Annotated in this window: 14 protein-coding genes; 6 read left to right on the top strand and 8 right to left on the bottom strand. The window is 47.6% G+C overall.

Annotated elements, in window-relative coordinates; genetic code table 11:
- Window positions 1-701 precede the first annotated feature (701 nt).
- From KNQ02_RS01730 to KNQ02_RS01720, 3 genes are read right to left on the bottom strand one after another with little or no spacing between them, the layout of a single operon-like run.
- Window positions 702-1,745: a ribonucleotide-diphosphate reductase subunit beta gene (locus KNQ02_RS01730; protein ID WP_214768780.1), complete on the bottom strand. Its 1,044-nt coding sequence runs from the start codon at window positions 1,743-1,745 to the stop codon at window positions 702-704.
- A complete protein-coding gene (locus KNQ02_RS01725) occupies window positions 1,714-2,202 on the bottom strand; it encodes a flavodoxin domain-containing protein (protein WP_029331225.1) in 489 nt (162 codons plus the stop codon). The genes KNQ02_RS01730 and KNQ02_RS01725 overlap by 32 nt, the downstream gene beginning before the upstream one ends.
- A gap of 16 nt (window positions 2,203-2,218) precedes the next feature.
- Entirely contained in the window at window positions 2,219-4,444 is a 2,226-nt protein-coding gene (locus KNQ02_RS01720; RefSeq protein WP_251135025.1) for a ribonucleoside-diphosphate reductase subunit alpha, read from the bottom strand.
- A gap of 317 nt (window positions 4,445-4,761) precedes the next feature.
- Here KNQ02_RS01720 and KNQ02_RS01715 point away from each other — a divergent pair, with 317 nt between their 5' ends.
- From KNQ02_RS01715 to KNQ02_RS01695, 5 genes are read left to right on the top strand one after another with little or no spacing between them, the layout of a single operon-like run.
- Window positions 4,762-4,995: a DUF1871 family protein gene (locus KNQ02_RS01715; protein WP_214766927.1), complete on the top strand. Its 234-nt coding sequence runs from the start codon at window positions 4,762-4,764 to the stop codon at window positions 4,993-4,995.
- Between the two features lie 13 nt (window positions 4,996-5,008).
- Window positions 5,009-5,248, top strand: a complete 240-nt coding sequence (locus tag KNQ02_RS01710) for a NifU N-terminal domain-containing protein (protein ID WP_088837669.1) — start codon at window positions 5,009-5,011, stop codon at window positions 5,246-5,248.
- A gap of 57 nt (window positions 5,249-5,305) precedes the next feature.
- Window positions 5,306-6,100, top strand: a complete 795-nt coding sequence (locus tag KNQ02_RS01705) for a glycosyltransferase family 2 protein (RefSeq protein ID WP_214768784.1) — start codon at window positions 5,306-5,308, stop codon at window positions 6,098-6,100.
- Between the two features lie 5 nt (window positions 6,101-6,105).
- On the top strand, window positions 6,106-6,603 hold the full coding sequence (locus tag KNQ02_RS01700; protein ID WP_051667304.1) for an Lrp/AsnC family transcriptional regulator: 498 nt from the start codon (window positions 6,106-6,108) through the stop codon (window positions 6,601-6,603).
- Window positions 6,600-7,787, top strand: coding sequence for an aminotransferase (locus KNQ02_RS01695; RefSeq protein WP_214807221.1), 1,188 nt, complete (start codon window positions 6,600-6,602; stop codon window positions 7,785-7,787). Before KNQ02_RS01700 ends, KNQ02_RS01695 begins: the two co-directional genes overlap by 4 nt.
- A gap of 79 nt (window positions 7,788-7,866) precedes the next feature.
- Here the strand turns inward: KNQ02_RS01695 and KNQ02_RS01690 are convergent, their stop codons facing one another.
- Both KNQ02_RS01690 and KNQ02_RS01685 read right to left on the bottom strand, forming a co-directional pair.
- Entirely contained in the window at window positions 7,867-8,757 is an 891-nt protein-coding gene (locus tag KNQ02_RS01690; RefSeq protein WP_251132453.1) for a MazG nucleotide pyrophosphohydrolase domain-containing protein, read from the bottom strand.
- Window positions 8,720-8,908, bottom strand: coding sequence for a hypothetical protein (locus KNQ02_RS01685; protein ID WP_214766923.1), 189 nt, complete (start codon window positions 8,906-8,908; stop codon window positions 8,720-8,722). Before KNQ02_RS01685 ends, KNQ02_RS01690 begins: the two co-directional genes overlap by 38 nt.
- Before the next feature lie 85 nt (window positions 8,909-8,993).
- Between KNQ02_RS01685 and ytvI the strand changes: the two genes are divergently transcribed.
- A complete protein-coding gene (ytvI, locus tag KNQ02_RS01680) occupies window positions 8,994-10,118 on the top strand; it encodes a sporulation integral membrane protein YtvI (RefSeq protein WP_159173454.1) in 1,125 nt (374 codons plus the stop codon).
- On the opposite strand, the gene KNQ02_RS01675 is transcribed toward ytvI, so the two are convergent.
- From KNQ02_RS01675 to KNQ02_RS01665, 3 genes are read right to left on the bottom strand one after another with little or no spacing between them, the layout of a single operon-like run.
- A complete protein-coding gene (locus KNQ02_RS01675; RefSeq protein ID WP_088837673.1) occupies window positions 10,098-10,769 on the bottom strand; it encodes a DUF429 domain-containing protein in 672 nt (223 codons plus the stop codon). The genes ytvI and KNQ02_RS01675 overlap by 21 nt on opposite strands.
- Window positions 10,750-10,920 (bottom strand): hypothetical protein, encoded by a 171-nt coding sequence (locus KNQ02_RS01670; protein ID WP_157898492.1) that lies wholly within the window; start codon window positions 10,918-10,920, stop codon window positions 10,750-10,752. The genes KNQ02_RS01675 and KNQ02_RS01670 overlap by 20 nt, the downstream gene beginning before the upstream one ends.
- Window positions 10,917-12,350: a leucyl aminopeptidase gene (locus KNQ02_RS01665; RefSeq protein WP_214766919.1), complete on the bottom strand. Its 1,434-nt coding sequence runs from the start codon at window positions 12,348-12,350 to the stop codon at window positions 10,917-10,919. Before KNQ02_RS01665 ends, KNQ02_RS01670 begins: the two co-directional genes overlap by 4 nt.
- Window positions 12,351-12,694: the final 344 nt, after the last annotated feature.

Here is a 12,694-nt window from a genome sequence, read left to right as displayed (position 1 = left end):
TCCCGATAACACGTTGTCTACAGTCTGAAAAGGACACGTCCGGTCTGCTCGCTTTCCGCGGACAAGTCATCATGCCGCTTCAGATGCGTTGCATCTTCCAGGGTCATGATTAACTTGTTTTTCCGCAGGAGTCGAGCATGACCTCACCTGTCCTAGATTATATGAAATTTCACAGTGAAGCAACCATAATTTAATTCAGATTGATTACTCAATTAAAAGTCGAAACGTAATTGGCAATGGCCATTTACGAATGAACCTGAACGAAAGTGTGCGTCAATCCAATTGTTTCCACGGTAATGACCGCAGACCCAATGGGAATTTCTATAATGCGGAATAATTTTACACATGAGAGTTCCACTCCTTCCCTATTAAGCAGGGAAGATTCACTATTCAACTTTAATTAAATAATAAAGAGATTTACCTAAAAACGCATATGTAGTATTGTTTAATACAACACAATAATACTATTCTTGTTCGAAAAGGCACGCCAATGCTTTTTCGAACGCAACGCGCAGTTGAAGGCTCATTCTTTCCTGCCGTATTAAAGCAGTTGCGCTTTAGCAGCTGCTTTTTTTTGTTCTTTTCGAACCACCCCCTTAAAAATCAAAATTTTCGGTTTTTTTCGGCGTTAGAAAAAGAACTAACTGATTTTGTAGATAAATTTACATCAGTTAGTTCTTTCTGCTTACATTTTATTCGGCTTACAAATCGTCAAATCCGTTCGCATCCGTCACTTTTGCATACGAACGTGATTTTTGTTCGAAGAAATCGGATTTCGTCGCATTCATCGAGTCATCCGAATACGCACGAATCCACGGCATGACGTCCTCGTCATGTCCTTCATAGAGATGGGAGAGACCAATGACACGAAGGCGCTTGTTCGCGAGATATTTGACGTAATCACGCATTTCACTGACATCTAGTCCATCTAAGTCACGCAGGACATACTCACTCCACTCGATTTCGAGATCGACGGCACGCTCGAATGTGGCATACACGAACTTCGTGAATGAACCATCGGCATCGATTTCCGAGTGTTCCGTCAAGACGGCACGCAACAATTGACTGATGAAGTACGAGTGTTGCAGTTCGTCTCGCTGGATGTAACTGATCATCGTCGACGTTCCGACCATTTTTTGATGACGCGCTAAGTTATAGAAGAAGGCAAAACCAGAATAGAAGTTGATTCCTTCAAGAACGATTGATGCGACGAGTGATTTCGCAAAGTTTTCCGGTGTCCGGTCGTTTTGGAAATCTTCATATAAATCAAGAATAAAGGCATTCCGCTTCATGACCATATCGTCATCTTTTGCGATATCGAAAATCCGGTTTTGTTCCGAAAGTGGAACGAGACTCGATAAGACATAGCTGTACGACTGGTTATGGACGACTTCCTGTTGCGCGATGATCGCAAGAATTGCATGAATCGATGCATCTGACGTGAACATCGCCGACTCTAGGATGTAACGCGTTTGGACCGAGTCTAAGATTGATAGCAGACCGATGATCCGTTCAAACGCATCTTGTTCTCGCTCACTCAACTGGTTCCACTGTTGCATGTCTTTTGACATCGAAATCTCATCCGGAATCCAAAAGTTCGACAAAAGCTGTTTATAGATTGAATAAAACTGCGGATAGGCGATATCGTTCCAGTTGACGATTGAACTCGTCTCCCCACCGATAATCGCTGTCGCACGATTCGGATGGCGGGCATCAAGCAGTTTGATCTTTTGTAACTGTTCCATGTTGTTCGACTCCTTCTTGCTGTAATTGCAGGATCGTTCGTTTCGTCCATTCTTTGACGGTATGCGGACGATTCCGTGGTGACTGTTCGATTTTTAACAGTTCACCGGCGAGCGGCACACCAAATTTCGCGAGATGGTAGGCCATTTCATCAACGGCGCGGCAGTACTTGACGAACATCTTATCGCCCGTACCGAAGACGGCAGCTTGCGGAATTTTGTGCGGACTTTCCTTTAAGACAAGCTTCAGGCAGTCACGCATTTCATCCGGTAATTGACCGTCGCCCCATGTGTAAGAACCAAAATAGACGATATCATAAGGTGCTAATTGATATGTCGTCACATCATCAGCGAACATCATCGTTGGTTCGACGTGCATGTCGGAACAGGCTTTCGCAATCAGTTCCGCAACCTCCTCTGTGTTACCGCTCATTGACGCATATACGATTGCTGCCTTCATGATATCGTCTCCTCTCTTATGACGAACACGACTCACATTCATCGATTTCGACGGTTGTCGAACGTGTATAATAAATCGTCTTCATCCCGAGTTGCCATGCTTCCATGTGCATCTCGAGTAATTCAGTCGCTTTGACGTTGTTTTTGACATAGAGATTAAAACTGATCGCTTGGTCGATATGACGTTGACGTGATGCATTTTGACGAATGCTCCACAGTTGATCAATCTCAAATGCTGATTTATAGAACCAGTTCGTATCCGGCGTCAAATCCGGAACCGTCACAGGAATCTTGTAGTTTTTCTTTTCTTCTGCGTAGACTTTTTTATAGATTGGATCAATCGATGCCGTACTACCGGCGATGATTGCTGTCGACGAGTTCGGTGCGACTGCCATCAGGTAGGCGTTTCGCATACCATGCTCTGTGATATCTGCTTGGAGACGATCCCAGTTCAGCGCGGCAGTTGATTTATAGTGACGACGTTTGATGTATTCACCTGTTTGCCATTCTGATCCTTCGAATAAACGGTATGCCCCTTTTTCTTTCGCAAGTTGCATCGATGCATCAATCGTCAAATAAGCGATTTTTTCGTAAAGACGATCCGCATACTGGACGGCTTCGACCGATTCCCAGCGAATCCCTTCGAGTGCAAGCAGATGGTGCCAACCGAACGTCCCGAGACCGACGGCACGGTATTTTTGGTTCGTGATTTGTGCTTGCGGGACGTCAATCGTATTCAAATCGATGACGTTGTCGAGCATCCGCATCTGAATCGGAATCAACCGTTCGAGGACATCCGAACGAACGGCGCGCGCGAGGGCGATCGAAGATAAATTACAGACGACGAAATCACCCGGTGTTTTCGTAATGATGATTTTTCCATCTTCCGTGTATTCTTCCGTCACCGTCGTCGGACTCATGTTTTGCATGATTTCCGAGCAGAGGTTTGACGAATAGATCATGCCGGCATGCTTGTTCGGATTGGCACGGTTTACCGCGTCACGGAAGAACATGTACGGTGTTCCGGTCTCGAGTTGCGAACGCATGTAGCGTTTGACGAGATCGATCGCCGAAACTTTCGTCCGGCTGAGACGCGGTTCGTTGACACAGGCTTCATACTTTTCAGTGAAGCTGCCCCCTTGTTCCGTCTCATCGAAATGATCTTCAAGACTAAAGCCCATCACCGTCCGGATTTCGTGTGGATCGAATAAATACCAATCGCCACGCGCTTCAACCGTACGCATGAAGTGGTCCGGCAAACTCACGCCCGTAAAGAGATCATGTGTCCGCAATCGCTCGTCCCCGTTGTTGAGTTTCGCATCGAGGAACTCGAGGATATCTTTATGCCAAATGTCGAGATAGACCGCAATTGAACCTTGACGCATACCGAGCTGATCGACACTGACTGCTGTGTTGTTCAACTGTTTCATCCAGGGAATGACACCACTCGAAACACCTTTGAATCCTTTAATGTCTGATCCGCGCGAACGAATTTTACCCATGTAGACGCCGATTCCGCCGCCGCCTTTTGAGAGTGTCGCAACGTCCGTATTCGAGTCGTAAATCCCCCGGAGTGAATCATCTACCGTATCGATGAAACAAGACGATAACTGTCCGTATGATTTCCCGGCATTCGAAAGCGTTGGCGTCGCAACCGTCATGTAGAGGTTCGACAAAGCCCAGTACGATTCTTTGACGAGCTCGACCCGGCGTTCTTTCGGTTCTGTCTGCATCAACGTCATCGCGATAATCATGAAGCGTTCTTGCGGTAGTTCATATAATTTTTTCACGTGATCCCGGGCAAGATAACGATCCGCTAACGTCCGGAGACCAATGTATGTGAAGAGTTGGTCGCGTGAAGGATCGATTGTCGCAGCGAGTTCTTCGATTTCATCCTTCGTGTAGGCTGAAAGTAAATGTGGTGTGAAAATACCAATTTCAGTGAGCTTTTCAATCAACGTGTAAAGCGATCCATAACGTTCATCTGCTACATATCCACGATTTTCACTTGCCTCGAGATAAAGACGATTTAAGTACGTTGCCGTCGCGACGAACGTCCAGTTCGGTTCCTCTGCTTTTAACATGTCGAGCGCATGCATCGTCAAAAGTTCGTAAACTTGATCGGCCTGGAGCGTTTTCCCTTCGAGCGCCCGAATCGCGCGTTCTGTATAACGTTCGATGTCGAGTTCTGGATAAGACGCTGTCACTTGTCGAATCACGAGATATACATCTTCTATTGTCATTGCACCCTTATAGATGCGTGCTGTATTCAGTGGAGATGCCACTATGAACCACTCCCATTCTCTATCGTTAAACAGGTTCGCATTACAGTAAAAAATGCGCTAAACTAAAAAAAGACGTCCTACATATAGAAAGAACTATTAAAGTGTCACTCTATATATAGACGTTTTAAGCGTTTTTAAACCTATTTATGTACAAGATATAGGTTATCACTGAATCAGTAAAAAATAACCCCTTGCATTAAAAATCAGGTCAAACAAATTTAAAAACGCAGACCACCGCCTTTTGAGATATATTGAGATAAGGAGTTGAACGCGTTTTGAGTTCAGAAGAACTTTTAAATAAATATGATCCTTTTCTCCTAGGGTCAGGAAATTATCCAACGGAAATGTCTGCTATACTAGTGCTATTAACGATTCACGATCAAGTAAGCCCACTTGCACTAGCAATTGGTGAAATATTTGAAGAATCGTTTGGGGAACAACCCGATCAGCAGGAACTAACAACACTCGCAACGAATTTACTTTTGTGCGAAGATTCGTGTGAACTTTGAAAGGAGACTTATTATGCAAGTAGACTACACACCAAACCCGAACTCAGTAAAAATCACGCTCGACGGAGACCGTTTCGGCTCAAAAAGTACGAGTGTCAAAAAAGACGATACACCAGAGGACGCATTACTCGCAGCATTGATTACGATCGATGGCATCGATAACCTCTTCGCTTACGGTGATTTTGTCACAGTAACGAAAGAACCAGCCGCTGAATGGAATGAATTACTTCCAGTTATCGAAGAACAGATGTAAGGAATACATGAAGACACCTGGATGTTGCAGGTGTCTTTGTTGAAGGAGCCGATTCTCATGCCAATGGTATCTGTCATCATCCCGACGTACAATCGCCCACGTGAGTTATCTGAGGCGCTCGAAGCATTGACCCGTCAATACTATCAAGATTTCGAAGTGATTCTTTTGAACAACAACGGCGACTCGATTATTCCCGTCGTACGTGCTTTTGAAGACCGCTTAACACTTATCCATGTCGACTTACCTGAAAATCATCACGTCCGGGCTCGCAACCACGGCGTGACAATCGCGAACGGTCAATTCATCTTGCTCCATGATGATGATGATTTATTGTTGCCTTCTCATATCGAGGAATCGCTCGGCGATTTAGAAGCCGGGGCAGACTTGACGTATGCAGATGCCGAACTCTTTACGTATCGCTGGGAGAATGGACGCCGGACCGTCATCGATACGGAGCCATTCGCCTATCCATATGACCGTGACGCGATGAAGCAAGACTCGACGTTCATCCCATCCGGATCAATGTATCGCAAATCACTTCACCAAACACTTGGTACGTTTGATGAAGACGTCTTCAACTACTGGGACTGGGACTGGATTCTCCGTGTCGGGAAGGACCACCTCGTGCTTCATCCAGCACGCGCGACGGTCCTCTATGCCTTTAATCCGTCCGGTAATCATCAATCCGCTCAGCAAGATGCGGCACGAAAAGTCTACTTCGACCGTCTCGTCGCTAAACACGAGTTGCCAACGACCGAAATGAAAAATTTTCATATTGTTCAGTCTGAACGCCGTGCCCGGTTACGTGAGACACGCCGGACGTTTGACGGACAATTGACAGAAAGCGAGTGAATCCCGTGTATACAGAAAAACAATTAGAACTCTTAGAGTTACTATCACAAAGTGGTCCTGTCGATTCGACACTCGCTGCTCAAATGCTCGACCTGCCAGTCGACGAAGTCATCGACTCGATTGCCCGTTTTAAACAAGATGGTGTCTTGTTAGGTTATACGGCAGTCATCGATTGGCAAAAAATCAATTCCCACCATGGCGTCACGGCATTCATCGATGTCAAAGTTACACCGAAACGGGGCCGCGGCTTTGATGAAGTCGCAGAACGGATTCATCGTTTCCCGGAAGTCACGTCGCTCTACTTGATGTCAGGTGCTTACGACTTACAAGTCGTCCTTGACGGAAAGTCGCTTCAGGAAGTCTCGCAATTCGTCTCGGAAAAACTATCGACACTCGATTCCGTCATTTCGACGACGACCCATTTCCGTTTGAAGACATACAAACACGATGGTGTCCTCTTCAGTCAGGATGACGGCGATAAACGATTGAAGGTGTCTCCATGAAGTCACTTTCTGAACGCGTCGAACAATTAGCACCATCCGGCATCCGTCGCTTCTTCGACTTAGCCGGTTCAATGGAAGATGTCATCTCGCTCGGCGTCGGCGAACCCGACTTCGTCACCCCGTGGAACGTCCGGGAAGCAAGCTTCGCAGCACTCGAGCAAGGGTATACGGCATATAGCGCCAATGCCGGTTTAGTCGAGTTACGGCAAGAAATCCGAAACTATATGCACGAAAAATTTGCAATCGAGTATCAAGTCGAAGACGAAATCATCGTCACGACCGGTGCATCCGAAGGACTTGACTTAGCTTTTCGGACGCTGATTAATCCTGGTGACGAGGTCATCGTCGTCGAACCGGCATTTGTCTCGTACGCGCCTTTAATTGAGCTCGCAGGCGGAATTCCTGTTGCTGCTGCCTGTCGCCCGGAAGACGGCTTCGCCATTCTTCCTGAGACGATTGAAGCCAAGATCACGGCACGGACGAAGGCCATCATTTTTTGTTTTCCGTCCAACCCGACCGGTTCTGTCATGACGTGCGATCAACTCGCAGATCTCGCCCTCCTCGCAAACAAACATGATTTATATGTCATCAGTGACGAAATCTATGCAGAGTTGTCGTATGAGGAAGAGGCGACGTGCTTCGCGACGTTACCTGGAATGCGGGAGCGCACGATTGTCATCAATGGTTTCTCAAAAGCCTTTGCGATGACAGGTTGGCGTCTCGGTTTTACCTGTGCGCCAAAAGAAATCACGGCGTGTATGCTGAAAGTCCATCAGTACGGCATGATGTGTGCACCGACGCTCGTCCAATTCGCTGGGATCGAAGCACTCCGTTCACGCCACAAGACGGTTCCTGACATGGTCCGTAGTTATCGCCAACGTCGTAACTACTTCGTCAAAGCTTTGAATGAAGCCGGTCTCCCGACTCATTCACCCGGGGGCGCCTTCTATGCCTTTCCATACATCGGAGATACGGGTTTGACGAGTGAAGCCTTTGCAGAACAACTGTTACTAGCAGAACGTGTTGCCGTCGTTCCTGGTTCCGTCTTCGGGGCGAGTGGTGAAGGTTATGTTCGCGCAAGCTATGCCAGTTCAATCGAACAACTGCAAGAAGCCATCCATCGTATTTCTCACTTCATGCAACAACTTGAACAACGAACGGCAGTTGCTGATCGTCTGACATGATTTTCCCGACCGTTTTCTTTCAACACACAAAAAGCGAACCACCTTACGAGGCGGTTCGCTTTTTAGCGTCATTTTCTAATTACGCATCAATATAAAGCAACAAAAACATCCGGTGTTCGTCCTCTGAGTGAAACGGTGACACCGGCCCTAACTGTGAAGCATATACATCGATTCGGTACGGGGCTTCTTTAAAGGACAAAGGGGTTTGTTCCTTGATGATCCGTCCGATTTCTTCTGCTTGTTCTTTGACAGCGACCAATTGATCACTTCGCTCAATCGGTGCTTCCAGAACAAATGCCTCGATTCCCTCATTACGAGCACACCGTAAAAAGCGTCGCAACGACGGTAGTGCCTGTTGGATGTTCTCTTCTAAGGAACGTTCCGCTTCATACACCGGCGCACCCCAGAGTCGCTCCTCACTGCCGGTCGCACTCCGGTAATGATCAATCGTCGCCTCCGTAATGGGGTCTCGTGTCAGTGCGAAACGCTTACTGTCACGCACGAGGTTCTTTTCATTCGTCCGATCGATTTCTTTTAACAAATCAAGACCTAATGGACGGGCAAACCGGAACAACTCGCGCTGCAGACGGGCGAGTGACGTACCGACCGTAAGCGTTGCATCTGTCTTTTTCGGTGGCTTGTCTCCTTCGTAGCCGTTCATGACCCGGGCGACCTGACCTGCTTCATGAACGAGTCGGTAAAACGAGGCATCCGCTTCGTCCCGTTCTGTTTTCAACTGCTGATGCTCCGAGGCTAAATCGGTCACGTATTGGTTTGACAGACATGTTGAAATCATTAACACGTCGACGAGTTCGGCACAAAGTAACGTCGTGTCCTCTTTTTCTAACGCTTCTCCCACTTCCCCGACTTCTTCAATCAAGCGCGCGAGGCCAGAGAGCGGACGAAAATAACCACCTAACGCTCGAATCGTCTCATCGACTTTTTGTTGAAGTAGAATCATCTCCTGCATCCGTCTCGACCTCCATCATTTCTTTAATCAACTGCTGCTGCGTTTGTCGTTGATACTGCTCAGTAAATTTTCGGTTTTTACGCCATTCACGGACGGCTACACCACTTGCGATCGCCAAGGAAACCATTAGTCCCACTTCTTTTCGTTTCATCGAAATTCCTCCTCTGTTTGAACTACGTTCTCGTTCCTTAACATGCTATGATGATGGTATTACATATATATAAGAGGTGTTGCTCGTGTCGACTGAACGTCTTTGGCAATTGGCTCGTTTCATCGGTGTCATACTCGCCTTGTTTCTCACAGGTTTTATCATCATCCGCCTGTCTTCGTTGATGTATCCGTTCGTCTTCGCATTTTTATTAGCCCTACTCAGTCGTCCGCTTGTCGACTTTTTCCAAAAACGTCTTCGACTCAACCGTGGTTGGGGTGCGTTATTGTCCATCATCTTAATGAGCGGTCTTTTGATTGGTTCACTCGTCTTGATTGTCATGCAACTGATTCGAGGACTCGTCTTCGTCGCCAATCAACTCCCGGACCAAATTCAGGAACTCAGTCTCTACTTCCAAAAGCTCTACAATGACAAATTGGCCCCGATGTGGAACGACGCTTCGGAAGCGCTCCGGTCACTCGGTCCGTCACAACAGAATACGGTTCAAAACAGTATCGAATCACTCGGAAGCTCACTTGCAAGCTTCATCGGCGAGGGATCTAAAAGTATCGCCACGATGTTGCAAAGTGTGTTAGCGACCTTACCTTCAATCGCCTTGATTCTCGTCATCGTTCTGCTCGCCTGGTTTTTCCTCGCGAAAGACTGGCACAAATATGAAATCAGGATGAAACAGTATGAGATGTTCCCCTGGTTCGCACGTGCAGAAACGGTCGTTTCGAGTCTTCGGTCCGCCCTGTTCGGCTACATCAAAGCCCAATTGACATTGATTACGATTACATTTTTCATCGTCTTAATCGGTCTTTTGGTTCTCGGTGTCGATCATCCGTTTGCGATTGCTTTTATTGCCGCTTTCTTTGACATCTTGCCGTATCTAGGTACAGGGTCTGTCTTTTTACCGTGGATTGCTTACTCGATCATCACAGGAGATACGGGACTTGCGATCGGACTTGGTATTCTGTATGCAGTCGTCATTTTGCAGCGTAATATCATGGAACCGAAAATCGTCGGTGACAATATCGGCATCCAGCCGATTACGGCACTGATTGCCTTGTTCGTCGGGATTAAATTTTTCGGGGTCTTTGGTCTGATTCTCGGACCGCTCGTCGCCGTCATCATCAAAGCGTTATATAATGCACAAATCTTTCATTATTTATGGGACTTTATTAAAGGATCACCCACACCATTCCGGTGAGGGTGATTTTTTAGGTGCTGCCGCATATAAGGGATGACCCGTCGCATCAACCGGTCGATGGTTCGGGAGATATTCCACCGGACAAGTCGCCGCGACGGCAAGCAGACAGGCATCAATCCAGTCGTCAGTCGCAACCCCTTTGACGGATTGTTCCCAAAAAGCAGGACATGCGAACTGTCGTAACAATTCTGTCCGCTCCTTTATCCCCTGGACCGTCTTTTTGTTATGGCGGGCCGGGTGACCGGTCAAGCGAGCAAAACAAACTTCCGGATGCGACTCGTACATCCCGTCCCGGTAATAACTACGCGCTTCCTGAATCTTCGGTAACAAGTACCAGGCTTGTTTTGATAAGCCAAGTCCTGCCGCTTGTTTTGACTGCGCGTTCGCGGTGGCATAGTCACATGCATCAAGCGCCGACACTAATGGTGCATTGAAGACGCTGCTCGTCCGCCCCGGCTTCAGCTCATTTCGTAACAGCTGATCGACGGTTCGTCTTGTGTCTGTTTCAAGCCCGATCGGCATGTCGATGTAGAGCACGTCGCTATTTTCGAGTTGATTGAGGTGTTCGACGATTTGATAGGAAAACTGACCCTCTTCAATCGAGACAGCGACCCAGCCGGCTTTTGCCGCGTCAATCCCGGTGACGCGCATTCGTTTTCTCCCGTAGCACCTTCAGTAATGACAAGACCGTGAAGACTCCTAAAAACGTAGCCCACGCTAGCGAAACGCGTGAACCCGACTCTACATACCAGACGATGCTGAGCACCGTCATGATGAGTAAGAGGACGTTCAGCCATCTCATCCTTCTTGTTCAGCGAACCGGTAAAGACTTCGCACCATGACACCTGTCGCACCTTTCGGACCAAGCTCCGATGCTGATTTTTGCTCTGATGTTCCGGCGATATCAAGATGGAGCCATGGCGTTTTCCCGACGAATTCACCAACGAACGCTCCGCCAAAGATCATGTGTCCCATCCGTCCCGGTGAGTTATTTAAATCAGCGACTTCCGACCGGCGCACTTGTTTAATGAATTGATCGACGTACGGCATCTGCCAAATCATCTCGTTCGTCTCTTTTGTGATGGTTTCAAAACGGCTGTACAAAGCTTGGTCGTTCGTTAAGGCACCCGTGATTTCTGTCCCGAGCGCAACGAGCACTCCACCCGTCAATGTCGCGAGATCAATAATCATTTTCGGATTGTATTCTTTTGCATAGGTGACAGCGTCCGCTAAGACGAGACGCCCTTCCGCATCCGTATTCAAGACTTCAATCGTTTTTCCAGCCATCGATGTAATGACATCATCCGGCTTGAAGGCATCACCTGAAATCATATTGTCCGTTGCCGGAATCACTCCAAGGATGTTGACGTTCGGCTTGAGTTGACCGAGGGCTTCGAATAAGCCGAGGACGGCTGCTGCACCACCCATGTCCCCCTTCATGCCGACGATACCGTCTTTTGGTTTAATCGAGTAACCACCTGTATCGAACGTGACACCTTTTCCGACGACGGCGATTGGTGCTGCATCACCCGCCCCTTTATATTCGAGGACGATCATTTTCGGCGGGATTGTCGAGCCTTGATTGACGGCAAGCATCGCCCCCATGCCGAGTGCTTCCATTTCTTCTTTTTCAATGACTTTTAACGCATGTCCATGACGTTCCGCAATGAAACGAGCTTCGTCAGCGAGTGCCGGCGCCGTCAGGATGTTCCCAGGCATCGTGACGAGACGACGGGCTAAGTTCGTTGCTTCAGCGAGGGCATGCCCGCGTACTGCTTCTTGTTCCCCTTCATCGGACCAAATCGTCAAATCGAGTTCGTACGAAACGCTTGGACCTGTTTTGTAGTGTTTGACGTCATATGTAGCAAGTGCAAACGTCTCAGCGATCAACTCGACAGGTTTCCCCGGGAATGTCGCAGCATCAACCGTGACGTTCGATAGCTTCCGGACTTTTAAAAATTGGGCGGCTTTTCCTAACAGTCGACGTAACTCATCTTGAGATAGACGGTCCGCTTTACCAAGACCGACAAATAACACACGGGCAATCGTCCCCGTCAACGTCGGCAATAACCGGAGTTCGCCTTGTTTCGTCGAAATATCTCCACCGCGGACCCACTCATCAAACCGCTCCGGATAAAGTGCCTGAATCCGTTCTTCCATTTGTGCATTTCCTGAGATACCGACGACGAGTACTTCGATGTCTGCTTGCTGATCTACTTGTTTTAATCGCATCTTAAAAATCCCCCTTTAGTGTTACTAATAAGTATGAAGTGTTTTGCGCCATTTTCCAACTGATAGCCATCACGCAGCTTGAAAACGCTCTCATTTTTGACGTTCGGTAATTTGTCGAAATGCACGGCTCCAAACAATTGTTGCCCGTTTCACAATGTGATAGGATTAACAGGTGAAAAGTACAGGCACTTCATAGAAACGTTCATTTTGGTAACGACAGAAATGTCTACGTTTTCATTCAAAGGGAGAGTTCGCAGTCGACCCGTTAAGAGAGATGCGTTTATGGGTATCTATAGATAGCAGAGAAACGACGTCGTTGCGGCGAAAAAAACTTACTGAAAAGA

The organism is Exiguobacterium sp. s102, from assembly GCF_018618635.1.
Classification (GTDB): domain Bacteria; phylum Bacillota; class Bacilli; order Exiguobacteriales; family Exiguobacteriaceae; genus Exiguobacterium_A; species Exiguobacterium_A oxidotolerans.
This window is presented reverse-complemented; position numbering and strand designations above follow the sequence as displayed.

What these genes read in the sequence shown, in the direction of transcription:
- KNQ02_RS01730 (WP_214768780.1), bottom strand. Translation starts at nt 1,745, where the DNA reads ATGGAACAGTTACAAAAGATCAAACTGCTTGATGCCCGCCATCCGAAT.
- KNQ02_RS01725 (WP_029331225.1), bottom strand. Translation starts at nt 2,202, where the DNA reads ATGAAGGCAGCAATCGTATATGCGTCAATGAGCGGTAACACAGAGGAG.
- KNQ02_RS01720 (WP_251135025.1), bottom strand. Translation starts at nt 4,444, where the DNA reads ATGACAATAGAAGATGTATATCTCGTGATTCGACAAGTGACAGCGTCT.
- KNQ02_RS01710 (WP_088837669.1), top strand. Translation starts at nt 5,009, where the DNA reads ATGCAAGTAGACTACACACCAAACCCGAACTCAGTAAAAATCACGCTC.
- KNQ02_RS01705 (WP_214768784.1), top strand. Translation starts at nt 5,306, where the DNA reads ATGCCAATGGTATCTGTCATCATCCCGACGTACAATCGCCCACGTGAG.
- KNQ02_RS01695 (WP_214807221.1), top strand. Translation starts at nt 6,600, where the DNA reads ATGAAGTCACTTTCTGAACGCGTCGAACAATTAGCACCATCCGGCATC.
- KNQ02_RS01690 (WP_251132453.1), bottom strand. Translation starts at nt 8,757, where the DNA reads ATGCAGGAGATGATTCTACTTCAACAAAAAGTCGATGAGACGATTCGA.
- KNQ02_RS01685 (WP_214766923.1), bottom strand. Translation starts at nt 8,908, where the DNA reads ATGAAACGAAAAGAAGTGGGACTAATGGTTTCCTTGGCGATCGCAAGT.
- KNQ02_RS01675 (WP_088837673.1), bottom strand. Translation starts at nt 10,769, where the DNA reads ATGCGCGTCACCGGGATTGACGCGGCAAAAGCCGGCTGGGTCGCTGTC.
- KNQ02_RS01670 (WP_157898492.1), bottom strand. Translation starts at nt 10,920, where the DNA reads ATGAGATGGCTGAACGTCCTCTTACTCATCATGACGGTGCTCAGCATC.
- KNQ02_RS01665 (WP_214766919.1), bottom strand. Translation starts at nt 12,350, where the DNA reads ATGCGATTAAAACAAGTAGATCAGCAAGCAGACATCGAAGTACTCGTC.